At 69.7% G+C, this 22,754-nt stretch carries 28 protein-coding genes; 13 read left to right on the plus strand and 15 right to left on the minus strand.

Features of this window, described 5'->3' with window-relative positions; genetic code table 11:
• The first annotated feature begins 313 nt into the window (after positions 1-313).
• Positions 314-709 carry a RidA family protein gene (locus tag P1K31_RS04415; protein WP_276305070.1) on the plus strand — a complete coding sequence of 132 codons (396 nt, stop codon included), beginning with the start codon at positions 314-316 and terminating at the stop codon, positions 707-709.
• Between the two features lie 65 nt (positions 710-774).
• Positions 775-1,425 carry an HAD family hydrolase gene (locus tag P1K31_RS04420; RefSeq protein ID WP_276305071.1) on the plus strand — a complete coding sequence of 217 codons (651 nt, stop codon included), beginning with the start codon at positions 775-777 and terminating at the stop codon, positions 1,423-1,425.
• A 19-nt stretch (positions 1,426-1,444) separates the two neighbouring features.
• On the opposite strand, the gene P1K31_RS04425 is transcribed toward P1K31_RS04420, so the two are convergent.
• Entirely contained in the window at positions 1,445-1,957 is a 513-nt protein-coding gene (locus P1K31_RS04425; RefSeq protein ID WP_276305072.1) for a hypothetical protein, read from the minus strand.
• Positions 1,958-2,055: 98 nt separating this feature from the next.
• Positions 2,056-4,272 carry an AAA family ATPase gene (locus tag P1K31_RS04430; RefSeq protein ID WP_276305073.1) on the minus strand — a complete coding sequence of 739 codons (2,217 nt, stop codon included), beginning with the start codon at positions 4,270-4,272 and terminating at the stop codon, positions 2,056-2,058.
• Between the two features lie 74 nt (positions 4,273-4,346).
• Between P1K31_RS04430 and P1K31_RS04435 the strand changes: the two genes are divergently transcribed.
• The gene (locus P1K31_RS04435) at positions 4,347-4,481 is read left to right on the plus strand and encodes a DUF7128 family protein (RefSeq protein ID WP_276305074.1); all 135 of its coding nucleotides are present in this window, start codon (positions 4,347-4,349) and stop codon (positions 4,479-4,481) included.
• Positions 4,482-4,498: 17 nt separating this feature from the next.
• On the opposite strand, the gene P1K31_RS04440 is transcribed toward P1K31_RS04435, so the two are convergent.
• The gene (locus P1K31_RS04440; protein WP_276305075.1) at positions 4,499-4,933 is read right to left on the minus strand and encodes a DUF5796 family protein; all 435 of its coding nucleotides are present in this window, start codon (positions 4,931-4,933) and stop codon (positions 4,499-4,501) included.
• 149 nt (positions 4,934-5,082) lie between these two features.
• On the opposite strand from P1K31_RS04440, the gene P1K31_RS04445 reads away from it, so the two are divergent.
• From P1K31_RS04445 to P1K31_RS04460, 4 genes are all read left to right on the plus strand, one after another.
• Positions 5,083-5,970: a shikimate kinase gene (locus tag P1K31_RS04445; RefSeq protein ID WP_368410833.1), complete on the plus strand. Its 888-nt coding sequence runs from the start codon at positions 5,083-5,085 to the stop codon at positions 5,968-5,970.
• Complete coding sequence (locus P1K31_RS04450; RefSeq protein WP_276305076.1) at positions 5,928-6,233, plus strand: chorismate mutase; 306 nt, start codon at positions 5,928-5,930, stop codon at positions 6,231-6,233. Before P1K31_RS04445 ends, P1K31_RS04450 begins: the two co-directional genes overlap by 43 nt.
• 179 nt (positions 6,234-6,412) lie before the next feature.
• Positions 6,413-6,733 carry a hypothetical protein gene (locus P1K31_RS04455; protein WP_276305077.1) on the plus strand — a complete coding sequence of 107 codons (321 nt, stop codon included), beginning with the start codon at positions 6,413-6,415 and terminating at the stop codon, positions 6,731-6,733.
• Entirely contained in the window at positions 6,734-7,258 is a 525-nt protein-coding gene (locus P1K31_RS04460; RefSeq protein WP_276305078.1) for a PIN domain-containing protein, read from the plus strand. It abuts the gene before it with no gap.
• A 344-nt stretch (positions 7,259-7,602) separates the two neighbouring features.
• Here P1K31_RS04460 and P1K31_RS04465 read toward each other — a convergent pair whose 3' ends face one another.
• The 4 genes from P1K31_RS04465 to P1K31_RS04480 all read right to left on the minus strand — a co-directional run bounded on the left by P1K31_RS04465 (position 7,603) and on the right by P1K31_RS04480 (position 10,549).
• Complete coding sequence (locus tag P1K31_RS04465; protein WP_276305079.1) at positions 7,603-8,325, minus strand: alpha/beta fold hydrolase; 723 nt, start codon at positions 8,323-8,325, stop codon at positions 7,603-7,605.
• A 203-nt stretch (positions 8,326-8,528) separates the two neighbouring features.
• A complete protein-coding gene (locus tag P1K31_RS04470; protein WP_276305080.1) occupies positions 8,529-9,296 on the minus strand; it encodes a methyltransferase domain-containing protein in 768 nt (255 codons plus the stop codon).
• 22 nt (positions 9,297-9,318) lie between these two features.
• Positions 9,319-9,492 carry a DUF1059 domain-containing protein gene (locus P1K31_RS04475; RefSeq protein ID WP_276305081.1) on the minus strand — a complete coding sequence of 58 codons (174 nt, stop codon included), beginning with the start codon at positions 9,490-9,492 and terminating at the stop codon, positions 9,319-9,321.
• Positions 9,493-9,715: 223 nt separating this feature from the next.
• Positions 9,716-10,549, minus strand: coding sequence for a helix-turn-helix transcriptional regulator (locus tag P1K31_RS04480; RefSeq protein ID WP_276305082.1), 834 nt, complete (start codon positions 10,547-10,549; stop codon positions 9,716-9,718).
• A gap of 175 nt (positions 10,550-10,724) precedes the next feature.
• Between P1K31_RS04480 and P1K31_RS04485 the strand changes: the two genes are divergently transcribed.
• The 3 genes from P1K31_RS04485 to P1K31_RS04495 all read left to right on the plus strand — a co-directional run bounded on the left by P1K31_RS04485 (position 10,725) and on the right by P1K31_RS04495 (position 12,535).
• Positions 10,725-11,591: an alpha/beta fold hydrolase gene (locus tag P1K31_RS04485; RefSeq protein WP_276305083.1), complete on the plus strand. Its 867-nt coding sequence runs from the start codon at positions 10,725-10,727 to the stop codon at positions 11,589-11,591.
• Between the two features lie 52 nt (positions 11,592-11,643).
• Positions 11,644-11,832 carry a hypothetical protein gene (locus P1K31_RS04490; protein ID WP_276305084.1) on the plus strand — a complete coding sequence of 63 codons (189 nt, stop codon included), beginning with the start codon at positions 11,644-11,646 and terminating at the stop codon, positions 11,830-11,832.
• A 217-nt stretch (positions 11,833-12,049) separates the two neighbouring features.
• Positions 12,050-12,535 (plus strand): histidine kinase, encoded by a 486-nt coding sequence (locus tag P1K31_RS04495; protein WP_276305085.1) that lies wholly within the window; start codon positions 12,050-12,052, stop codon positions 12,533-12,535.
• 79 nt (positions 12,536-12,614) lie between these two features.
• Here the strand turns inward: P1K31_RS04495 and P1K31_RS04500 are convergent, their stop codons facing one another.
• The 3 genes from P1K31_RS04500 to P1K31_RS04510 form a co-directional block, all read right to left on the minus strand.
• Positions 12,615-13,040 carry a DCC1-like thiol-disulfide oxidoreductase family protein gene (locus P1K31_RS04500; protein WP_276305086.1) on the minus strand — a complete coding sequence of 142 codons (426 nt, stop codon included), beginning with the start codon at positions 13,038-13,040 and terminating at the stop codon, positions 12,615-12,617.
• Positions 13,041-13,107: 67 nt separating this feature from the next.
• The gene (locus tag P1K31_RS04505; RefSeq protein ID WP_276305087.1) at positions 13,108-13,323 is read right to left on the minus strand and encodes a hypothetical protein; all 216 of its coding nucleotides are present in this window, start codon (positions 13,321-13,323) and stop codon (positions 13,108-13,110) included.
• A gap of 81 nt (positions 13,324-13,404) precedes the next feature.
• Positions 13,405-13,797, minus strand: coding sequence for a CopG family ribbon-helix-helix protein (locus P1K31_RS04510; RefSeq protein WP_276305088.1), 393 nt, complete (start codon positions 13,795-13,797; stop codon positions 13,405-13,407).
• 229 nt (positions 13,798-14,026) lie between these two features.
• Between P1K31_RS04510 and P1K31_RS04515 the strand changes: the two genes are divergently transcribed.
• Positions 14,027-15,607, plus strand: coding sequence for a CocE/NonD family hydrolase (locus P1K31_RS04515; protein WP_276305089.1), 1,581 nt, complete (start codon positions 14,027-14,029; stop codon positions 15,605-15,607).
• Positions 15,608-15,643: 36 nt separating this feature from the next.
• On the opposite strand, the gene surE is transcribed toward P1K31_RS04515, so the two are convergent.
• Positions 15,644-16,411, minus strand: coding sequence for a 5'/3'-nucleotidase SurE (surE, locus tag P1K31_RS04520; RefSeq protein WP_276305090.1), 768 nt, complete (start codon positions 16,409-16,411; stop codon positions 15,644-15,646).
• Between the two features lie 163 nt (positions 16,412-16,574).
• Between surE and P1K31_RS04525 the strand changes: the two genes are divergently transcribed.
• Positions 16,575-17,180 (plus strand): hypothetical protein, encoded by a 606-nt coding sequence (locus P1K31_RS04525; RefSeq protein WP_276305091.1) that lies wholly within the window; start codon positions 16,575-16,577, stop codon positions 17,178-17,180.
• Here the strand turns inward: P1K31_RS04525 and P1K31_RS04530 are convergent, their stop codons facing one another.
• From P1K31_RS04530 to P1K31_RS04545, 4 genes are all read right to left on the minus strand, one after another.
• Complete coding sequence (locus P1K31_RS04530; protein ID WP_276305092.1) at positions 17,181-18,590, minus strand: DUF8157 domain-containing protein; 1,410 nt, start codon at positions 18,588-18,590, stop codon at positions 17,181-17,183.
• Positions 18,587-19,312, minus strand: coding sequence for a prephenate dehydrogenase/arogenate dehydrogenase family protein (locus P1K31_RS04535; RefSeq protein WP_276305093.1), 726 nt, complete (start codon positions 19,310-19,312; stop codon positions 18,587-18,589). Before P1K31_RS04535 ends, P1K31_RS04530 begins: the two co-directional genes overlap by 4 nt.
• A 204-nt stretch (positions 19,313-19,516) precedes the next feature.
• Entirely contained in the window at positions 19,517-20,689 is a 1,173-nt protein-coding gene (locus P1K31_RS04540) for a M24 family metallopeptidase (RefSeq protein WP_276305094.1), read from the minus strand.
• A 119-nt stretch (positions 20,690-20,808) separates the two neighbouring features.
• Positions 20,809-21,039, minus strand: coding sequence for a CDGSH iron-sulfur domain-containing protein (locus P1K31_RS04545; protein ID WP_276305096.1), 231 nt, complete (start codon positions 21,037-21,039; stop codon positions 20,809-20,811).
• Positions 21,040-21,122: 83 nt separating this feature from the next.
• Here P1K31_RS04545 and P1K31_RS04550 point away from each other — a divergent pair, with 83 nt between their 5' ends.
• Entirely contained in the window at positions 21,123-22,754 is a 1,632-nt protein-coding gene (locus P1K31_RS04550; RefSeq protein WP_276305097.1) for a potassium channel family protein, read from the plus strand.

Genomic DNA, 22,754 nt, shown 5'->3' on the forward strand with positions numbered 1-22,754 from the left:
GACCGCTCCGGGCCTCGCTGCGCGATTCGCTCGCTCCCGTCGGTCGCTCGCTGTAGTGCTTGCTTCGTCCGGGAGGGACCGAGAGCGCTCGCCCTTTCAATCCGCCAGGGGCGGTTGCTCGATCCAGCCAGCGCCGAACTGCCGCCTGGTGCGTCCATTCCGGTGGACTCGAAGGGCAGGTCCGTAGCGCGAGGGCTTCGGAGTTCCGCTCGACAACCTCTCCGTTCTCCGTGACGGAACGTCGAGGGGAAAGCCCCGCGCTTTGGCGGCCGGACGCCGCCACGACTATCCCTCGGCCGCGCGATGGGCGGGCATGGAGCGCCACCGCGTCTCGAGCGGGACGGAGTGGGAGCCACGCGTCGGCTACTCGCGGGCCGTCCGCGTCGGGCCGCACGTCCGGGTGTCCGGCACGACGGCGACCGACGCGGACGGCGCGCTCGTCGGCCGCGGCGATCCCTACCGGCAGGCCGTTCGGGCGATCGAGAACGTCGAGGCGGCCCTCGAACGGGCCGACGCCTCCCTCGCGGACGTCGTCCGGACCCGACTGTTCGTGACCGACATCGACGACTGGGAGCGGATCGCGAACGCCCACGCCGAGTACTTCGGCGAGATCCGGCCCGCGACGAGCATGGTCGAGGTGAGCCGGCTCGTCGACCCCGACATGCTGGTCGAGATAGAGGCCGACGCGATCGTCGACGGGGAGGGCTGACCGACCGAACCCGAGCGACGCCGTCCTCCGGTACGACTATCGTCACGTCGCGCGAGCGTCGGGACATGGACGCCGTCTGCTTCGACATGGACGGAGTGATCGTCGACTCCGAGCGCCACTGGGCCCCCCTGGAGAACGAGCGCATCCTCCCGCGGGCGGTCGAGTCGGGGACCGTGACGGCGAGCGACATCACCGGGATGAACGTCGCCGACCTCCACGCCCACCTCGCCGAGGAGTACGGGACGACGATGAGCGAGGCGGCGTTCGTCGCGCTGTACGACGAGGCCGCGGAGGAACTGTACACGGAGCGCGTCGCGCTCATCGAGGGGTTCGAGCCGCTGTGCGAGCGCCTGGGCGAGCGCGGCGCGGCGCTCTCGATCGTCTCCTCGTCGCCCCGCCGCTGGATCCGGTTCGTCCTCGATCGGTTCGACCTCCGCGGGGCGTTCGACGCGGTCGTGAGCGCGGAGGACGTCGACGGTCCGAGCAAGCCCGCGCCCGACGTGTACGAGCGCGCCGCCGCGCGCCTCGATGCCGCCCCCGAGCGGTGCGTCGCCGTCGAGGACTCGGCCCACGGCGTCGCCGCGGCGACCGCCGCCGGGATGTACTGCGTCGGCTACCGAACCGACGCGAACGAGTCGCAGGACCTCTCGGCCGCGGACGCGATCGCCGCCGGTCCAGCGGCGCTGCGCGAGCGCGTGGAGGCGCTCTGTGCGTGACGGCGAACGTAGCGCGGTCTTACGCGAGTAGCTCACGCACTCTGGCGACGCCCGCCGCGGCGCTCTGTCCGTCGCCCGCGTAGTGGGCGTACGCGACCAGCGGGTTCAGGCTGGAGTACTCCTCGTGGGCGTAGACGTGCGTCGCCCCGCCGTCCTCGCTCGCAAACAGCATCGCGTGGAGCATCCGCGGGGCGAGGAGGTGATCGAGGAGGACCCACGAGCCGACGCTCTCGACGCCCTCCCGCGTCTTCACCCGGGCCAGGGGGTGACGCACGAACCCGCGCTCGTGGAGCCGTCGATCGACGCGCTCGGGGGGGAGCGGGAGCGTCAGCGCGTACTCGTCCTCTGACACCTCCCGAGCGGCGGTTCCCGGGAGCCACCGCTCGGCGGGGGCCGCGAGCGTGGGCAACCAGCGTCGGTGCAGGCGCTCGGGCCAGCTGGCGTCCGGGTCCAGCCGCGAGCGGCCGACCAGTCCGTACGCGCAGACCGCGAGCGTCGAGACGACCGGAGCGAGCAGCCGGGCGGCGTTCATAGCGCTCCCCTACGCTCCGGAGGTGAATGGAACTGTCGGGAGACGCTCCTCGGGTGGTACCTGCTCGTGCGTAACGGCCGGGAGCAGCCGTCAACCGCTCAGTGGCCCCCGCTCGGCGGCTCGACCTTCGCGCGGGCGTCCTCGAAGTGGCCGCGGTCGATGTCGATCTCGTCGGCGCGCTCGTTGGCTTCCTCCGGGCCGAGTTCCGCCGCGAGTTCGCGGATCGCCAGCAGCGACGCCTGCCGGACCAGCGCCTCGAGTTCCGCGCCGGAGTAGCCGACCGTGTCGGCGGCGAGTTCGTCGAGGTCCACGTCGTCCGCGAGGGGCTTGCCGTCGGTGTGGACCGCGAGGATGGCCCGCCGCGCGGCCTCGTCGGGCAGCGGCACCTCGACGTGAGCCTCCAGGCGTCCGGGCCTGAGGAGCGCCGGGTCGAGCACCTCGTAGCGGTTCGTCGCGGCGAGGACGACGAGGTTCGGGTTGGCGGCGAGCCCGTCCAGTTCGGTCAGGAGTTGGGAGACGACGCGCTCGGTCACCTCGTGGCCCTCGCCGCGTCGGCCTGCAAGCGCGTCGATCTCGTCGAAGAAGACGATGGTCGGGGCGGTCTGGCGGGCGCGCTCGAACACCTCGCGGATGGCCCGCTCGGACTCGCCGACGTACTTGTCGATGAGTTCCGGGCCGGCGACGTGGATGAAGTTCACCTCGCTCTCGCCCGCGATGGCCCGCGCGAGCAGGGTCTTTCCCGTCCCCGGCGGACCGTAGAGGAGGATGCCCGAGGGGGGCGCAGTGTTCGTCGCCGCGAACAGCCGCTCGTAGGAGAGGGGCCACAGCACGGTCTCGCGGAGGGTCGCCTTCGCCTCCGCCAGCCCGCCCACGTCCTCGAAGGTGGTGAGGGGCGTCTCGACGACGTACTCGCGCATGGCGCTGGGGTCCACGGCGGCCATCGCGGACTCGAAGTCGGCGCGCGTGACGACCAGCTCCGGGGCGTCCCCGCCGTCGCGTTCGTCGCGGTAGCGCCGGAGCGCGCTCATCGCGGCCTCGGTCGTGAGCGAGCGCACGTCCGCGCCGACGAAGCCGTGCGTGCGCTCGGCCAGCGCGTCGAGGTCCACGTCGTCCGCGAGGGGCATGCCGCGGGTGTGCACGTCCAGGATCTCGCGGCGACCCCCCTCGTTCGGCACGCCGATCTCGATCTCGCGGTCGAACCGGCCGCCGCGGCGGAGCGCCGGATCGATCGTGTCGACGCGGTTGGTCGCGCCGATGACGACGATCTCGTCGCGGCCGCGCAGCCCGTCGAGCTCGGTCAGGAGCTGCGCGACGACGCGGTTCTCCATGTCGGCGTCCTCGTCGCGCGCGCCGCCGATGGAGTCGATCTCGTCGATGAAGAGGATCGTCGGGGCGTTGTCCCGCGCCTCCTCGAACTTCTCCCGGATGCGCTCCTCGCTCTCGCCCTTGTACTTCGAGACGATCTCCGGCCCCGAGATCGTGATGAAGTGGGCGTCGACCTCGTTGGCGACCGCCTTCGCGATGAGCGTCTTACCGGTGCCGGGCGGCCCGTGCAGGAGGACGCCCTTCGGCGGCTCGACGCCGAGCCGCCGGAACAGCTCGGGCTCGGCCAGCGGGAGTTCGATCATCTCGCGGATGAGGTCGAGTTCCTCGTCGAGTCCGCCGATGTCCTCGTAGGTGACGTCGCTCGCGGCGGGCTCGGCCGGCGTCGACGCGGCGGGGGGCACCGCCCCAGACCCCGATCCGGATCCGGATCCGGATTCACCGGCGGTGCCGGCGGCGGATCCCGATCCCGCGGGAGTCGACGACCCGCCGGTCGATCGGCCCTCGGCGACCTGCCCCGGGACGACCGTCACCCGGGTGTCGTCGGAGATCCGCACCGTCCCGTCCGGGTCGGTCGCCGAGACGACGGCGTAGTCGCCGATGCCCCCGAGGTGGATGCGCTCGTCGACGCGGATCGGCCGGTCGAGCAGTCGCCGCTTGACGTACTCGGGGAGGTCCTCGTGCTCGGGGGTGTTCGGCAGCGAGACGGTGACGCTCCGGGCGTCCTCGACCGCCTCCTTCCGAACGGTGACGGTATCGCCGATCGTCACGCCCGCGTTGCGGCGGGTGTCGGCGTCGATGCGGACGACGCCGTCCTCGCCGCCCGGCCACACCTTTGCGACGGTCTCGCGGTCGTCGTCGCCCGCGATCACCACCGTCTCGCCGCTCAGGATGCCGAGCGTCCGACAGGTCGCGTTCGAGAGGCGCGCGATGCCGCGGCCGGCGTCGCGCTTTTCGGCCCCCTGGACGGTGAGATCGACCCCGCGTGTCATACCGGCCCTTTCCGCCCCGGCGACTTTATCCCACCGGGGTAACGGCTATAGGCGAGGGGCGGGGAGTACCGGGTATGGTGACACAGGTCGAACGGGACGACATGACGTGGTACTCCTGTGAGGGTTGTGGGCTCATGTTCGATAACCGCGACGACGCGAAGCGCCACGAGGAGCACTGCAACGCCGAAGAGCCGACCTACATTCAATAGCGTGGTGGCGGACGTTCTCACGCCTCGTCCGCCGCGACGAGTTCCCACGAGAACTCGCCCGTCTCGTCCTCCGCGAAGACGAACACCCGCCCGTCGACCTCGTCGAGGTCCGCCTCCACCTCCACGCGGTACGGTCGCTGCCTGACGGTGACGCCGGGGAAGACGGAGGACTCCTCGCCCTGGTCGAGCAGGACGCGCCCGACGCCGGTGTCCTCGAGGATCTCGTCCGCGGTCTTGCGGTCGTTCACGTAGACCATGACGCCCTGGGTCCCCGTCGGGTCCGTGACGAGGACGTGTACGTCCTTGCCCGGCGGCGTGAGGACGGACTCCTCGGTCCGCTCGGGGACCCCGTGATAGAAGGCCACCCGTCCGTCCGTGTACTCGACGCCGACGCCCTGGGGATCGAGTTCGACGGGGAGCGTGTCCGGCGCGATGTCGCTGCGGAACTCCATGCGCACCCTTCCGTCGGAGCGCGGAAAAGCGCCGCGTTCGCGACCGCCGGGGCGGATCCGGAACGATCGGCGTCCGACGCGACCGGCCGAACCGGCGCGGCGTTACCGCGACCAGCAGCGGTAAGTGCTCCCGCGGGCGATGAGCGTCCGTGACCGAGATCGGACGGGCGACCGCCCCGGCCGCGGGGACGGTGCTCAACGCGCTCGCCACGGGCGTCGGAAGCGCGTTCGCCATCGACGCGCACACGACGGCGACCGTCGAACTCGACGCCGACAGCGAGAGCGTCGACGGCGAGATCGCGGGCGCGCCGGACGCCGACACCCGCCTCGTCGAGCGGTGCGTCGAACTCGTCGTCGAGCGCTTCGGCGACGGAGGGGGCGGACGCGTCCGCACCGAGAGCGAGGTGCCGATGGCGGCGGGACTGAAGAGTTCGAGCGCCGCGGCCAACGCGACGGTGCTCGCGGCGCTCGACGCGCTCGGCGTCGACGCGTCGGACGACGCCGGCGACCGCGACGCGACGGTCGACCGCGAGGACGCCGCCCGGATCGGCGTGCGCGCCGCCCGCGAGGCGGGCGTCACCGTCACCGGGGCGTTCGACGACGCCAGCGCGTCCATGCTCGGCGGGCTTACCGTCACCGACAACGAGCGCGACGAGGTGCTGAAGCGCGACGCCGTCGAGTGGGACGTGCTCGTCTGGACGCCGGACGAGCGGGCGTTCAGCGCCGACGCCGACGTGGCGAACTGCAAGCGCGTCGCGCCGATGGCCGACCTCGTCGCCGACCTCGCGATGGACGGCGAGTACGGCCGCGCGATGACGGTAAACGGCCTCGCCTTCTGCGCCGCGCTCGACTTCCCCGCGCATCCGCTCGTGACGGCGATGCCCCGCGCCGAGGGCGTCTCGCTGTCGGGAACCGGCCCGAGTTTCGTCGCGGTGGGCGACCGGGAGGAACTCGACTCCGTTCGAGATATCTGGAACACCTACGAGGGAACTACATGGTTGACGAGAACGCAACAGACGGGCGCTCGGAGGATCTGAGCCTCGACGCGCTCCGAGAGGAGATAGAGAGCATCGACCGGGAGATCGTGGAACTCATCGCCCAGCGCACCTACGTCGCCGAGACCATCGCCGACGTGAAACAGGAGCGGGGGCTCGCAACGACCGACGAGGCCCAGGAGGAACAGGTGATGGCCCGCGCGGGGGAGAACGCCGAACGGTTCGACGTAGACTCGAACCTCGTGAAGGCGGTCTTCCGGTTGCTGATCGAGTTGAACAAGGTGGAGCAAAGGAGCAATCGGTAATCCAAAATCCAGCAATACAAGTCGTATGAGGCCCGTTTAGTCCTCAAAACTATTCTTCCGATAGCTGCTCTTTCAATTCGGGTTCGATGAAAAACACCATATCTCCTCTCGGTGGCTCCGAAGGATGAGGTAGTGACGAGAGGGCAAGCGTTTTGCTCCTGCACTCACAATGTACACACATGAGTTCCGGATCGGAGAAGAAGCGCGTCCAGTTCCGCGCACCGCGAGGGCTGGTGGACCGGGCCGACGCGCTCGCTGCGGTGTTCGAGACGGACCGGACGGATATCCTCATCTCTGCGCTTCGGGAGTACCTACGGGACGCCGCGCACTCCGACGAGGTGAAACAAGAGATCGCGGACGCCTACTACGACGACGACATCACGTTCGAGGAACTGAAAGACCTCGTCGGGCACGAGGAGGCCGCCAACTTCCGACTGCTGAAAACGCAACTGACCGACGAGTTCGTGGACGAAGTCGCGGAGGAACTGGCTGACTCGTAGATGGTTCTGATAGTCGCCGACACGTCTGCCCTCGTGAGCCTCGGAACCGTGGCGGACAGTTCACCGAACCCACTCGACCTCCTCCTCGATTCGCACATCGTGGTCGTCCCAGAGCAGGTCGTCGGCGAACTCACCGAGACGGCGTCCTACGACGACGCCTCCGGCGAGGGGACACGAGCGGTTCTCGACCGTCGCTCCGCGTTCGAGGTGCGTTCCGTCGAACTGGACGAGACGTTTCCACTGGACGACGGCGAGAACGCGGCGGTCACGCTGGCGAACGAGATCGACGCCGTGCAACTGCTCTGTGACGAGTTCAACCGACTCGCGCTCGTCTACGCCTCGCTGGTCGAAACCCGCCTCGTCACGACACCGACCCTCTTCACCGCGATGGTTCGGAACGACGCGCTCTCACCCGACACCGCGAAGACGTTTTTAGCCGAGGTGAGTGACGCCCGCAGCTGGTCGTCGAACTCCTACGTCGAACGCGCGAAGGCCACGCTTCGACAGCAACGCGGGGACGGTTGACTCGGACCGAAAATCGCGACCTGTAACGTTTCGTTCTCCTGTTCGTCTCTCTACCCGCTACTCGGGACAGACGATCCGTTCAGCCGAGTTCATGGTGGATTCTATCGAGTTGAACAAGGTCGAGCAGCGCGAGAGCAGGTAGCCGAATTCGGGCGTTTCAGAGATCCTATCGCTGGTCGAGTGGCCAAGCCTTCTTCCGGAAGGTGCTCTTTCGTTCCTCGTCGATGAACGCTATCTCTCCTCAACACGATGTTCGAACGTTATTCAGATCGAATGGAACAGCCGCTCGGTGCAGCAAGCATATCGAACAGTTGCCGGAGCTGGGGTGAATGATCGTCGATCCGTTAGCTCGATTCACGGACGAACGCGAGTACTTCGTCGATGAAGCGCTCCGGCGCGGTATTCATCGCTGCGTGCGCCTGCCCATCGAGGACGGCGATCCGGCTGTTCGGAAGTGCGTCGTCGAGTACGTCCGTCGCGTCCGTGAGAAACGGAGCGCTCTCACTACCGGACAACAGCAAAGTCGGGGCGGTCAACCCTGCGAACCGTGCAGCATCGAACTCATATCCCTTCCGCGCCCGTTCCTCCCGGATGGCCGTATGGGCAGCGTCCACGCGGGCCGGCCAGTTCGGTGCCGAGCGAAGCGCGTCGAGTTCCGCCGAGGGCATCCCGACGACCCCGCTGAAGAACAGTACGAGTGCCTGCTCGTTCTCACCGTCGTCCACGAGGGCCGTCATCTCGTCGAGTACGTCCTCGGTGTCGGGGTCGTGGTCGCTGACCGGCAGTGGCGGTTCGTACAGGACGAGTGTGTGCAGATTGTCGGTTCGCAGGGCTGCCTCCAGCGAACAGAGCGCCCCGTAAGAGTGGCCGAGCAGGATCACGGGGTTATTGATCGACTCGACAACCGCCGCCACGTCCTCGAACTCTCGCTCAAGAGCGTACTCATCGGCATCGCCGCTCTCGCCCCGGCCACGACGGTCGATTGCGTAGACGGTGAAGTGTTCTTTGAGGGCGGGGAGAACTGATACCCACCGGGTGTGGTCCGCGGTCGTCCCGTGGACGAGCACGAGCGGCGGTCCGCTCCCCGTCTGTTCGAACGCGATGGGAGTCCCATCCGCTGAGGCGACTGTCTCCATGATTCTTCGACCCGAAGACTACGCCGACGAGCTATGTCACTCTTCCGCATGCCTCCGTAGCTAGCGGGACGTATCGTCCGCCGGTCCGAAATCGAGATCGGTGGCACGTCGAACGGTGCTCCCGCGCGTGCCCGTCACCGCTTGCGGGCACCGAGCGAGATGCTCTTCACGCCGTACGTCTGACACGCCCCCTGTGCCTGCTCCGATGTGAATTCGTACTGCGGATTCTCCCTGAGTTCGAACACGTCGAAGCCGGACGTTTCGATCACGTCGATGTAGTCGTTGATCTGCATGCCACCGATGCACGCCGCCCAGAGGTCCGCGTTGGTCTTGATGCTGTCCGGCATCTCGGTCTCGCTGACGATGTCCGAGAGCGCCAACCGACCCTCCGGTTTGAGGACGCGACTCGCCTCCGCGAAGACGCGTTCCTTCTCGGCGGAGAGGTTGATGACACCGTTCGAGATCACGGCGTCGAACGTTCCGTCCTCGAAGGGGAGCTCCTCGATGTACCCTCTCTCGAGGACGACGTTGTCGAGTCCGACCTCGTCTCGGAGCTGTCGCGCTTTCGCCAGTTGCTCCTTGGTCATATCGAGACCGGTCACGTTCCCGGTGTCGCCGACGCGGAGCGCCGCGACGAAGACGTCCGTGCCCGAGCCGCTGCCCAGATCGAGCACCGCGTCGCTCTCCTGCAGGGCGGCGAGATCGAAGTGATAACCCACCCCTGCGAAGGACTCGACGGCGTCGGCGGGCACCCGATCGAGATCCGCGTTCCGGTAGCCGAGTCTCTCGGCCAGCACGCGGCCCATTTCGAAGTGATACTCCTCGTCGGGGGCCTCGGCGACGGCCCGGTACACGCCTTTCACTCGACGCTCGAGTTCCACTGTATCGACTGTGTTAGCCATCTGTGATCGTCTTCTACTCGTGCTATACGACTTGCAGGTGATCCGCTCGAAGTTCCTCGTCCGTGTATTCCTGACCGTGGACGTCCTTCATGTGCTTCCTGGCTAGTTCGACCGCCTCCTCTTCGTCTTCCGATTGGATGATGAACCGGCAGTCGGCTGCCGCCGCCTCACAATCGAGTTTGTGTGCTTTCGCCATAGGTGGTCACCTCTCGGCGAGAGGTGATACGACCGTGGAGGTTAGATAGGTATCTCGTGCCGTTCCGGCAGCCACTGACCGCCTCGCAGCCGGTGAAAACTGGTCACCAGTTGCAGGGGGCCTGTCCGCTCGTTGTATCACGTCTCACGTCCCCGGTCGAATTCGTCGCGGTCCCGAGCGCCGCGGACGGCGACACACAGCGGAGGCGTCAGCGCGGCCTCGACTACACACCCGGCGCCGGTGGGGTCACTCCACGGTCGTCTTCGAGAGCGACCGTCGGAATTTCGCGGCGGAAGACCCTGTAGACTGATTCCGCCCACTCGCGCGCCGCCGGCGCGTCGGTGTCGACTAACACGTGGACCGTTCCGGTGTCTGGATCGTAGCCGCTGATCGCGATCCGGTCGTCGAAGATTCCGACGCCGTAGGGCGGCAGGTCGTCGTGTACCCAGACCGTGAGATTGCCGCTCTCCAGGGCTTCGGCGAACCGCTCCGGGTAGGTCGAGCGGATGTGATTGATAACGCTCGGCGGGTCGATGATCTCCGTCCGCATGCCGTCGACGATCCGCCGGCAGAGCTCGTCCTTACAGGGTTCGAGGAAGGCCAGGTCGAACCCGACGAAGCGAAACCCGTCCGTCTCTCGGAGCAGGGAGACGAACCGGTTCACCGGGCGGTACGGGTCGTCGGCCGCGGCGACGGTCACGACCGCGTTAGTACACATCTCGATCGTGAACCCGCTCTCCTCGTCCGGAAGCCACTGCCAGACGTCGCGGAATGCCCGCTCGATTTCGACCCGCTCGATCAGCTCCTGTACCCCCGCCGCGACGAACGCGCCCAGCTGCGTCGCCTCGTAATGTCTACCGTCCCTGCTGACCCAGTGTCGGTCTTCGAATTCGTGCAGCGTTCGCCTGATCGTGGACCGCGATACGCCGGTCATCGCCCGGAGGTCGGCGCGACTCTGGGGCCGCCGGGCCAGGGCTGCCAACGCGGTGACCCGGTGTTCCGACCGCGCGAGGAATTCGATATCGTCGAGCGCCGCGCTAGTGGTCCGTGGTATCATAGCACTCGTACGCATGTCGGTGTAATAACTGTTCGGCCCTCCACTCCAGTGGTCCGAATCCGCACATCGTGTCGGTCGTCTCGGGGTATTTCGCCCGTTCTCGGGTGGGGGTGAGTCCCAGGTGCGAGGACGGCGACCCTCGTTCATGCCGGTCAAGCGCGTCTAGGCGGGACACATGCCGACAGTGCGAACGAACGGCGTCGAGACGTACTACGAGCGCCGCGGCGAGGGCCCGCCGATCGTGTTCGTCCACGCTTCGATCGTCGATCACGCGATGTGGGACCGACAAGCGGACGCGCTCGCCGACGACTACGCGACGATCGTCTACGACGTCCGCGGCCACGGCCGGACCGGCGGCTCTGGCGAACCCGAGTACACGATGGACCTCCTCGCCGAGGATCTGTACGCCCTCGTTACCGCGTTAGATCTCGACCGGCCGGTTCTCTGCGGACTCTCCATGGGCGGGATGATCGCACAGGCGTACGCGGCGGCGCATCCCGATCGGATCGCCGGTCTGGTCCTCGCCGACACGTTCACGCCGAGGATCCTCACCCGCGGGGAGTGGTTCCTGCGCCGGGTGGCGTTGAACGCGCTGATCCCTCCCGTTCGACTCGTCGGATACGAACGGGTCGAACGGGCCAACGTGTGGCTGACGGAGCGACTCTTCGGCGGCGTCAGCGGCGACTACGAGCGGATCGAACGGCTCCGCGAAACGGGGCCGAAGATGGCCACCGACGAGTTCGCCAAGGTGATCCGGTCGGTGACTCGGTTTCACGGGGTGGCGATCGACCTCTCGGCGATCACCGTCCCGACGCTCGTCCTGTACGGCGAGAACGAACTGCCGTTCGTAAAGCGCCACGCGGCGGAGTTGGCGGTCCACCTCTCGGACGTCGAGATCGACGAGGTACCCCACGCCGGCCACGCCTCGAACCTCGACAATCCCGACTCCTTCACCGCCGCCGTCCGTGCGTTCCTCACACGAATCGACCCGGTCGAGGGAACGGATGCTCCCGACGGGGACACCGAAACCGAGCCGCGGTGACGATCCCCGTTCGGTCCCGAACATCTGCCTGAACCGATCGCCGACTCGCCGTATGGCTCGGTTCTACACCGTCGGTCACGCCTCGCGTTCCGCGGAGGACGTTCGTCGACGCGTCGCGCGCGGTCACGACGTCGTCGACGTCTTCGGTCCCGACCGCGCCGACGAACACGAACTGACGCGGTTCGCCGAGGTCCGCGACGGTCGCGTCGTCTACCCGGCGGACGACGCGGCGTCGACCTGATCGGCGAGGGTGATCGACGGAGGTCCGGCGTGCACGCGGTGTCAGTCCCCGAAAGGGGTCGGGCACTCCAGTCACGTCGAACGCGCGGACGTTCGATCGGCGGTTCGTCTCGAGCGTCGACGAGAGCCCGCGAGCCTCTCTCACCGACAATATCGTGACGTCCAACGGGAACAGGACGTAAGACGCGCCGCGTCCTACGTCCGGACGGGATCGTCCCATGGCACTCCTGAACGAAGCCGAACTATCGAGACGCACGGACGAGGAGGCCGCTCGACCGGCCTGGATGTCGGGGGTCGTCGGTGGCCTCGCCGGGGGCGTCGTTATGGGCCTCATGGCGACGATGATGATGCCGGCGGTGATGACTGAGTACATCCCGGGCCTGCTTGCCCTCGACGGCCTCCTCGCCGGTTGGATCGTTCACCTGGGGGTCGCCGCCACCTTCGGCGTCGGTTACGCGGCGCTCGCCACGGAGACGGGATTCGTCGATCGCTCCCCGAGCGTCGGCTGGGACGTCGGCCTCGGTCTGGCGTACGGCGCGCTGCTCTGGCTGGTGTCGATGTCCATCGTGATGCCGCTGTGGCTCGGGGCGATCGGTGCCGCGGATCCGCCGCCGTTCCCGTGGTTCGACCCCGCGACGCTGCTGGCCCACCTCGCCTACGGGCTGGTGGTCGGCGTCGTCTTCCCCCTCGTCGAGTTCGAGTAACCCCCGGCCGTTCGTACTTCGTCGGCGCTCCGCGCGGACGATCCGCGCGCCGGCCGGGGACACCCGACCGCAAGGGTCGCTACCGGGACGACTCTTCGGGGTGAACGCTCCCCTCGGGGACGTGCTGACTGACGGGGGGATCCGCACCGATCACGTTCGACAGGCGGTCGCGCTGATCCGACGCGAGGTGGTAGACTGCCTCCCGGAGCCGCTCGTACGCCCCGAACCGGTTCAGGACGTCGACGACCCCGGCCGGGAGGAGTCCGGCGATGACCAGCGATCGCTCGACCGCGGCACCACAGGAGAACACGGCGTCGTCGGTGAGCAACTGCGCGCACTCCTCGAAACCCTCCGGCAGCCGTTCGCGCTCCTCGTCGCTCAGCCGCGACTCCCCGCGCTCGACCCGCGAGAGACGGACGGGGATGACGTCGCCGCGACGGACCGCGAACGTCGCGGACCACGTACAGAACCGGCAGTCGTCGTCGTAGACGAGCTTCGGTATCATTGCATCGGTGAGTACGGGGGCTGGCCCCGTGAGACGTGGGGTCGGTCGCCACCCCCGGGACACTGCGTCAGAAGTCCGCCCGGTCTATCCAGTCGACGGCCGTCAGCACGAACCAGCCCATCCAGACCGCGAAGGCGATCAGAGCCGCGGCGTAGTACGCGACGCCCGACCCGAGAGCGGCGGCGATCCCGAACGCGACCGCGACGAGCGCGACCGCGACGAGGTGTCGTCGCCGATCCGCGAGCGCCATCGCGAGCGCGGTCCGCGCCGGTCGGTTCGACACGGCCGGGCGTTCGCGCGCGGCGAGCAAGTACCTGTGGGGGCTCCACGCTGGATCGCGAACGTCGCGCGCGACGCCGGTCGCTCACGCGCGCTCGCGGATCACCATGACCTTCACTCGACGAACGCCGTCGAAGTCGCGGAGCCGATACGTGAGCTCGCGCACCCGCTCCGCGTCCCCGCGACAGAACAGCGACTCCAGGCACCACTCCCCCTGGTGGGTGTGGCTCGTGTTGAGGATGACGTCCTGGTAGTCGTGTTGCACCGCGTGAAGCTCCCGGATCACGTCGTGGTAGCGGTAGTCGAACCCCACGAGCGCGACGACCTCCCCGGTCGTCGCCTCGAGGCGCGAGTGGGCCTCGACGTACTCCGACATCGCCTCCCTGACGGCCCGCGACCGGCTGTCCAACCCCTGCTCCCGCCACACGCGGTCGAACTCCTCTACGAGCTCGCTCGGGACGTTGAGACTCGTTCGCATCTACGCCTTCCTCGTCACGCCGACGCGAGGTACCCGTTGCGGTGATCGCCGCGGTGGGGAACCGACGCCCCGACCGCGGGTCCGTGACCGACGGATACTGTCGGCTGTCCCCGTTTTACGATATTCGGCGTCCGGGACGCCGAATATCCTCCATCGGCGTACTGCCGACAGTATAGTGTCCCGGTCATGCCCGGCGACAGCGGATTGCCCTCCCGGCGGAAGTGACTGTATGCGCGACCGAACGACGAGGCGGGCGGTGCTGGGGGCGCTGGCGGCGGCCGCGACGGGTGCGACCGCGGACGCGAGCGTGCGAACCGCCGCGGCGACCGGGAGCGGCTACTCCGGTGCCTCGGTCGAGATCGACTCGTTCGACGGGACGACCCTGTCGGGGCGGTTCACGACGCCCGACGACGAGGGGCCGTTCCCGTCGGTGCTCATGACCCACGGCTGGGGCGGCGACCACGGGAGCGAGCGGGTGCGACGGCTGACGGATCTCTACGCGAGCAACGGGTACGCCGTCCTCGCGTACGACTCGCGGGGGTTCGGCGAGAGCGGCGGCCGGGTGGGCGTCGACGGTCCGAACGAGGTGCGCGACGTGGGCGCGCTGCTCGACTGGCTGGCCGCGCGACCGGCGGTGGCGACCGACGCGCCGGGCGATCCGAGGGTCGGCATGGACAACGTCTCCTACGCGGGCGGCATCCAGCTCGAGGCGGCCGCGGAGGAGCCGCGCCTCGACGCCGTCGTCCCGCGATGGGCGTGGAACGACCTCCCCCACTCGCTGGCCCCGAACGGCGTAATCAAGGCCGGGTGGGACGGGCTGCTCTACGCGACCGGCGTCACGGGGTCGCGCGGCCTCACCTCCGGCGACGGCTGGCCGACGTACGAGGACGTGGAGAACGGGCTCGACCGGGAGGTTCACGGGACGATCCTGTACGCGACGGCGACCAACGAGTTCCCCGACGAGGGGCGGGCGTACTACGCCGCGCGCTCGCCGGGGCGGAAGCTCGACGAGGTAGAGACGCCGACGCTCCTGATCTCGGGGTGGCCGGACACGCTGTTCGTTCCGAACGAGGCGCTGTGGACGTTCGAGGGGCTCCGCGAGCGCGGCGTCGAGACCCGACTCGTCCTGTTCCAGGGTGGGCACACGCTCACGGACACGGCGGGCGCGGAGCAGCGTCGGATGCTCGACGACCTCGCGCTCGCGTGGCTCGACGAGCACGTCGCCGGCCGCGGCGCGGCCGACCTCCCCCCGGTCACCTACTACGAGATCCAGACCGGTCGGTTCCGCCGGACGAACGCCCTCCCGCCGGCGAACGCCGACGCGCGGACGATCGACCTCGCGGACGCGGCAGCCCTCGACTCGACGACGATCGCCAACAGTCCCGTCCCGACCTCGACGAGCCAGCTCTCGCCGGTCAACGGTGACCACGTGCCCGGGACGGCGGCGCACTTCGACGTCCCGGTCGAGCGCGACCTGGAGGTGCTCGGCGCGCCGCGGCTCTCCCTGTGCGTCTCCCCGCTCGGCCCCGACGCGCAGCTCTTCGCCAAGTTCTACCACGTCAGCGACGGGGACGCGACGCTCGTCGGTAACCAGGTGACGCCGCTGCGCCTCCGCGAGGCGGGCGAGCGGACGGTCGCGGCCGAGATGGTCGCGATCCAGCGCCGGCTGCGCCCGGGCGATACGCTCCGGTTCACCGTCGCGACGACGGACGCCGGCTTCTACAACTCGCGGGAGGCCGTCGGCGTCACGCTCCACCACGCGCCGGGCGAGTCGACCGTCGAGGTGCCGGTCCTCGCCCGACGCGACTGACGCGGGGGGAGCGCCCGGTCGGGGAGGGGCCGTCGCTCAGTACCCCGCGGCGAGGCGGTCGAGCGCGTCGTGCCGATAGGGGGTGTGCGACGCCGTGAGCGGCGAGACGCTCACCCGGCGTTCCATGATCGCCCGGCGATCGGTTCCCTCGGGGTCGATGACCTCTCCCTCCGCCATCCGTCTCCAGATGCGGTCGACGAGCGTGATGTGCCCCTCGCTCCGGTCCGCGCCCATGTCGTACACCGTCGAGGGGGTCGTGATCTCCATCTCGCACGGCTCGTCGTCGGCGACGGGGACGTTCACGTTGAGGTAGTCGGCCTCCTCGAAGACGCCCTCCTCGAGGGCGTTCTCCGCGATGTGGCGGGCGACGCGCATCGCCTCCGCGTACTCCTCGAAGCCGGGGTCGAACGTCGTGTAGTCCACCTCGCCGGTGGGGATGTACATCGAGACGGCGACGGCCGGAACGCCGAAGAAGGCCGCCTCGACGGCGGCGCTGATGGTCCCCGACCGTCCGAGGACGTACTGACCGAGGTTCGCCCCCCGGTTGCAGCCCGAGACGACGAGGTCGACGTCGGTCGCGAGCACCTCGATCCCCGCGACCACGCAGTCCGCGGGCGTCCCGTGGATGGCGTAGCCGAGTGCGTGCTCGTCGACGGCGACGCGGCTCGACATCGACCGCCCGACGGCGCTCTGGTCCTCCGCGGGGGCGATCGCCGTCACGTCCGCGACCGACGAGAGCGCCTCGTAGAGCGCCCGTAACCCGGTCTCCTCGATGCCGTCGTCGTTCGTCAGGAGGACGTCCATGTGTGCCCTGTGCCGCCGTGCCGCAAAAACGCATCGGGCCGGGAGAACGTCGGGGACCCACGTAGCCCGCGGACGAGGGGAGCGGAGTACGTATAGCCACGTCGTTTATTCGGGGCGGCCGGGAACCCGCAGATGGCACACGCGGCCTGGCAGTTGACGCACGATGCACGCACACAGATTCATCACGCTCGTCAGCCTCGGCGCTATCCTCGCCACGGCGACGGGCCTCGTCTTCGTGGTCGGCGGCGCGCCCGCCCCCGGCCACCCGGGAACGCCCCTACCGACCGACGACGGCGACCGAGCCGGGAGCACCGGTTCGATCGTCGTCGACGACAGCCGACTCGCCGAGGGAACGGTACCGCCGAGGAGCGGACGGAACGGCGGGGGCGGTTCCCCGACGCCGACGGCCGCGACGAGCGCGAGCGGCGCCGGCTCCTACGCGTTCAGCGTCACCCGGATCGAACCCATCGCCCCGACCGGAGCGGCCGTCGTCGCCTCCGTGACCAACCGCGCCGACCGCCCCAGGACGGGCGTCGTGGTCGAGACCCGCATCTCCGCCGGCGGCGAGCCCGTCTGGCGGGGCACGGAGCGGGTCGGTCGCCTCGCGCCGGGGGAGACGCACACGATCGAGCGGACGGTCGAGACCGACCTCGGCGGTGCCCTCGCCGTCGAGCGGAACGGCGGCGTCGTCACCGTCGAGACGGTCGTCCGATCCGAGCAGGGGGTCGAGCGGTACGAGATCCGACGGCAGGCCGTCGCCCCCCGCTGATCACCGCGTCGGAACGGCGTCGACGACGGTCTCGCCGTCCACGACGAGGTTGTACGCCCGCTCGTCGTCGTTCCACAGCAGCAGGCCGTTCTCGATCAGGAGCAGGTCGCCGTAGTCCGCCCGGCGGAGGTCGCGGTTCAGCGTCGACTCGCGGGTCAGAACGGCGTAGTGATCGACCGCCTCGCTCCCGTCGCCGATCTTGAACAGTGGGTTGTTCCGCCCGAGGTCGCGGCTGAGCTTGATCGCCGCCAGGTCGATGCGCTCGGTGACGTGGTCCTCGGCGTCGGCCATCCGGGCGAACCGGGAGGCGTCCGGCGCGAAGTCGATCGCGCGCCGCCCGTCGCGCCTGAGGAGCGTGTAGGCGTACTGCACGTCCGCGTTGACGAACTCGCCGGGGTCGTGCTCGGCGTCGGTCGCGGCGTCGTCGAGGCGGCGCTGCACGTCGGGAACGGCGAGGTCGGGCTCGGCGTCGAACGACCAGCCGCGGTCGCTCGGCGTTCGCCCCGGCCAGAGGCGCACCTCGGGCGCGTAGACGGTGAGGCCGGGGTCGCGTTCGAGCGCCCGCTCGACCTCGCGCAGACCGATCGCGGTGTTCTTGTCGGCGGGCGCGATCCCGACTATCGTCCCGTCCTCGGCGACCGACTCGACGTAGCGCCGGGCGACGGCTTCCGGATCGTCCAGTTCGCTCCAGACGTTGGCGAACAGCGTCAGGTCGTACTCGCCCGCGGGCTCGAACGCCTCCGCCGTCTCGCGGTGGACCGTCACCCGCCGGTTCGGCCCCGATTCGACCAGCCGCTCGAACACGTCGGCGGCGGCGCTCGGCTCGACCGCGTGGTACTCGACGACCGCCTCGCCGGCGAGGAGATCGAGCAGTCCCAGCGCGGGGCCGCCGACGCCCGCGCCGACGTCGAGGACGCGCACCGCCCGCGGGAGCAGTCCGTCGCGCGCGAGGTCGGCGGCGACGTACCCCGCGACGGCGTAGTAATCCGGCAGGTGGTAGATCGCGTACGCGAGCGCGGTCTCCTCGTCGTACTCGACGGGGCGCTGGCGGTAGTACTCGTCCTTGATCCGCCGGATCGTCGCGCGCAGTCGGTCGCCCGACCCCCCCGCATGCCAGCGCGCGCCGTAGCGCTCGACGAGGAGGTCCTCCAGGCGGCGCTCGTGGGATCGCGGGAAGCGACGGATCTCGCCGACGGGGAGGTCGAGGGGGTCGTCCTCGACGGGGGCGAACGTGCCGTCCTCGCGCTCGCGGATCCGGAGGTCGTACGCCGCCTCGCGGAGCACCTGCCGGACGACGGCCGGGTGGGGTCGCCCCTCGACGTACTCGCACAGCTCCTCGGGGTCGAGCGGGCGCACCTCGCGCAGGTAGCGCGCGGCGTCGAGCACCTGCCGCCGTCGGTCCGCGTTCACCGCCCGGCCTCCCGGTAGAGCGCCTCGAACTCGTCGTCGTCCGCGCCCGCGACGCGCTCGGCGGCCTCGGCGATCGCGTCGGCCCCCCCGAAGGTGGCCTGGATCTCCGCGTAGACGCGGGGCGTGCCGTCGGTCACCCGCTCGACGAGGTCCGCGAGCCGCCGCGAGACGGGCGTGTGGAACCGCTCGTCGACCTCCTCGCGCGCGAGCCCGTAGGCGAGGACGGCGGCGTGGGCCTGCGCCTGCACCGTCCGCATGGCGCGGTCGTGCTCCTCCGGCGTCGTCTCGAAGAGGTCGTTGCCCGCCGCGGCGAGCGCGGCACGGATCCGGTCGGTCGCCTCGCCCGGTTCGTCGGCGACGGCGGCGATGCGCCCCGGCGCGGCGTCGGCGGCGAACAGCGGGTGGAGGCTCAGCCGCTCGCGGTCGGGGGCGTGCTCCCGCATCGCCGCGACCGCGGGGCGCATCACCCCCGTCAGGTCCACGACGGCGCGCTCCGCGCGCCCGGCGTGGGCGGCGGTGGCCCCCTCGACGGCGGACATCGGGACGGCCAGGCAGACGGCGTCGAAGCGCTCCTCGGCGTCGAGCCCGACGGCCCGACCGCCGGTCGTCTCGGCTGCGCGCTCCGCGGCCGCGGGGTCGGTGTCGGCGTAGGCGAGGTCGGCGTCGAGGCAGGAGCCGAACCACGTCCCCATCTCGCCCGCGCCGACGACGAGTACGTTCATGCCCTGAGGTGTCCGGCGCGGTGCAAAAGCCTGTCCGAGTCGTTCGTCCGGTGCATCATCGGTGCGGGAGGCTCCAACCACGGTAGTCGTGGGCGCGTCTACTGGACAGAGACCTCGAAGGACCCAGCACCGTGCAGTCCCGCCAGCCTGGCGAGGCCGGGCGTTCGCCACAGACGCCGCGTCGGTCGTTGGTCCCGTCCGGGATCACTCCACGACCAGTTCCTTCGGATAGCTCGTCAGGTTCTCGTAGCCGTCCTCGGTGACGCACACGAGGTCCTCGATGCGGACGCCGCCGACGTCGGGGTCGTACAGCCCCGGCTCGATCGTGATGACGTGCCCGGGTTCGAGCTCCTCGTCCACGTCGGCGATCCGCGGCAGTTCGTGGACGTCGAGGCCGACGCCGTGGCCCGTCGAGTGGATGAACCCCGTCTCCGTCGTTGGGTCGCTCCGGAGGGTCGGCTCGCCCGCCGCCTCGTACACGTCGCAGACGGCGTCGTGGACGTCCCGGCCGGTCGCGCCGGGTTCGACGGCGTCGAGGGCGGCCTCCATCGCCCGCTCGGTGAGGTCGTACCACTCGCGAACGGTCCCGCTCGGCTCGCCCCTCACGAACGTCCGGGTCATGTCGGCGTAGTACTTGGACGCCTTGTCGCGGGGGAAGACGTCGACGATGACGGGCTCGTCCGGTCGGAGGGGACCGCTTCCGCGGTCGTGGGGGTCGGCCGCCGCCGCGCCGCAGGCGACGATGGCCTCGTCGAGCGCGTAGCCCCGCCGGAGGAGTTCGATCTCCATCTCGCGCCTGACGCGCTCGCTCGTGAGGGCCTCGCCGTCGTGGACGAGGACGCCGTCGTCGATCTCGGACTCGCGGACGAGTTCCTCGGCCCGCGCGAGCGCGACCTCGTTGGCGCGCTGTGCGCCCCGGACGTGCTCGATCTCCTCGTCAGTCTTCGTGGCGCGGATCTCGGTGACGACGCCGTCGGTCTCGGCCGCCACCTCGACGCCGAGGTCGCGCAGGCCGTCGGCGGTGGCGAGCGGGAAGCGGGCGGGCGCGGCGACCGACGAGACGCCGCGCTCGGCGAGGAACTCCGCGAGGACGCGGTCTCTCGCCCCGTGGGGGCCGTACTCCTCGCGCTTCGCGCCGTAGTCGAAGTCGGCGATGCGAGCGACGTCGTCGGTGGGTGCCTCGCGCTTCGCCCGGCCGTACTCCAGGCTGGAGACGAGCAGGTGCAGGTCGCCGTCGTACAGCGTCACGTAGGGATCGGGCGCGGCGAAGCCCGAGAGGTAGCGCTGGTCCGATTCGTCGGCGTCGGCGTAGACGAGGTAGCCGTCCGCGCCCACCTCGTCGAGGAAGTCGTCGAGCTTCGAGAGGTCCGGTCGCATACCGGATAGTCACGCCCGGCGGGCAAAACGCTACCGAGGGAGCCGTTCGACCGCTCCGTCGCTGCGGCGACCGAGGGGACGACGACGCTCGTCGCCGCGACGCCCGAGAGCGCGATGACCTACTCCTCGCGCCCGCGGACGACGCGTCGGTCGCCCTCGGGATCGTCGCCCGCGTAGCGGTAGACGACGCCCTCCTCCTCGTCGCGGGTCGCGCGGTGTGAGCCGTCGCAGAGGGGGTACTCCCGGGAGAGGCCGCAGCGACAGACGGCCACGTCGCCCTTCTCGGCGTCGATGTCCTCGGGCGTGACGATGTACGGGCTGCGAGCGGTGTGCGTGACGTCGCGGGCCATGGGAGCGGGTAGAGGGCCGACGCCGAAAGAGGTTGAGGTCCGGTGGGGAACCGTTTTGACGCAGACGGCAGGTGGGAGTAGTGATGGACACGTGGCAACGGCGCACCGTCCGGTACATGTTCGTCCTCTCGGTCATCATCCTCGGCTACGCCGTCGTCTACGACTACGGGATGCGGGCCTTCGAGGGCACGAACACGTCGTTTCTCCACTCGCTACAGGTCGTCGTCGAGACGTTCACGACGACCGGGTTCGGCTCGGACGCCCCGTGGGAGAGCTGGCAGATGAACCTCATCGTCATCGTCATGGACCTGACCGGCGTCCTGCTCATCTTCATGGCCCTCCCGGTGCTCGTCTTCCCGCTGCTCGAGGAGACCCTCGCCACGGCCGCCCCGACCAGGATCGACGGGTACGAGGACCACGTCGTCATCGCCGGGTACACGCCCCGCGGCCGGGCGCTCGTCCGCGAGCTCACGACCCGGAACATCCCGTATGTCGTCGTCGAACCCGACCGCGAGCGCGCCGCGGACATCTACGAGACGGGGACGACGGTCATCCACGGCGACCCGGAGAGCATCGAGGTCTGCCGCGTCGGGGCGAACCTCCCCGACGCGCGGGCGCTCGTCGTCGACGTGGACGACGAGACGAACGCGAGCATCGCGCTCACCGCCAAGGAGGTCTGCGACGTCCCCGTCATCACGTTCGTCGAGGACGCGGACCTCGCCGAGTACCAGCGTCTGGCGGGGAGCGATCGGGTACTCTCGCCCCGGCGACTGATCGGCGAGAGCCTCGCGACGAAGGTGACGGCGGGCCTCTCCCGCGATCTCGGCGGGGCCGTCGAGATCACGGAGGACTTCGACGTCGTGGAGCTACCGGTGCAGTCCGGCAGCGACATCGCGGGCGTCACCGTCGCCGAGAGCGGCATCCGCGAGCGGACCGGCGCGAACGTCATCGGCGCGTGGTTCCGCGGCGAGTTCGTCAGTCCCCCCTCCCCGGAGGCGTACATCGACGAGCAGACGATCCTCCTCGTCGCGGGCAACGAGCGCCAGCTCGAGCGGCTGAAGCGCCTCACGCTCTCCGAGCAGCGCCGCCTCCGGCGCGGTCGCGTCGTCGTCGCCGGGTACGGGATGGTCGGCTCGACGGTCGAGGACGCGCTCGAGGAGGCCGGGATCCCCTGTGTGACCCTCGACATGGTGGACAAGGAGGGCGTCGAAGTCGTCGGCGACGTGACGGAGACGGCGTCGCTCGAAGCCGCGGGCGTCGAGGAGGCGAGCACCGTCATCCTCGCGCTTCCCGACGACACGACCACCATCTTCGCGACGCTCGTCGTCCGCGAACTCGCGCCGGACATCGAGATCATCGCCCGCGCCGACTCGCCCGAGAGCGTCCGCAAGCTCTACCGCGCCGGGGCCGACTACGTCCTCTCGCTCGCCATCGTCAGCGGGCGGATGCTCGCCTCGACCATCCTCGACGAGGAGGTCATCACCTTCGACCAGCAGGTAGACATCGTCCGCACCGACCCCGGGCCGCTCGCCGGCCGGTCGCTCGCCGAGGCCGACATCCGGGCGCGGACGGGCTGCACCGTCGTGGCCGTCGAGCGAAACGGGAGCGTCGTCACCGACCTCGATCCGGACTTCACCCTCCTTGCGGGCGACGACCTGATCGTCGCCGGCACGGACGACGACATCAGGGAGTTCACGCAGTGGGTCGAGAGCTGA

The sequence above is a fragment of the Halomarina halobia genome (assembly GCF_029338575.1).
Classification (GTDB): domain Archaea; phylum Halobacteriota; class Halobacteria; order Halobacteriales; family Haloarculaceae; genus Halomarina; species Halomarina halobia.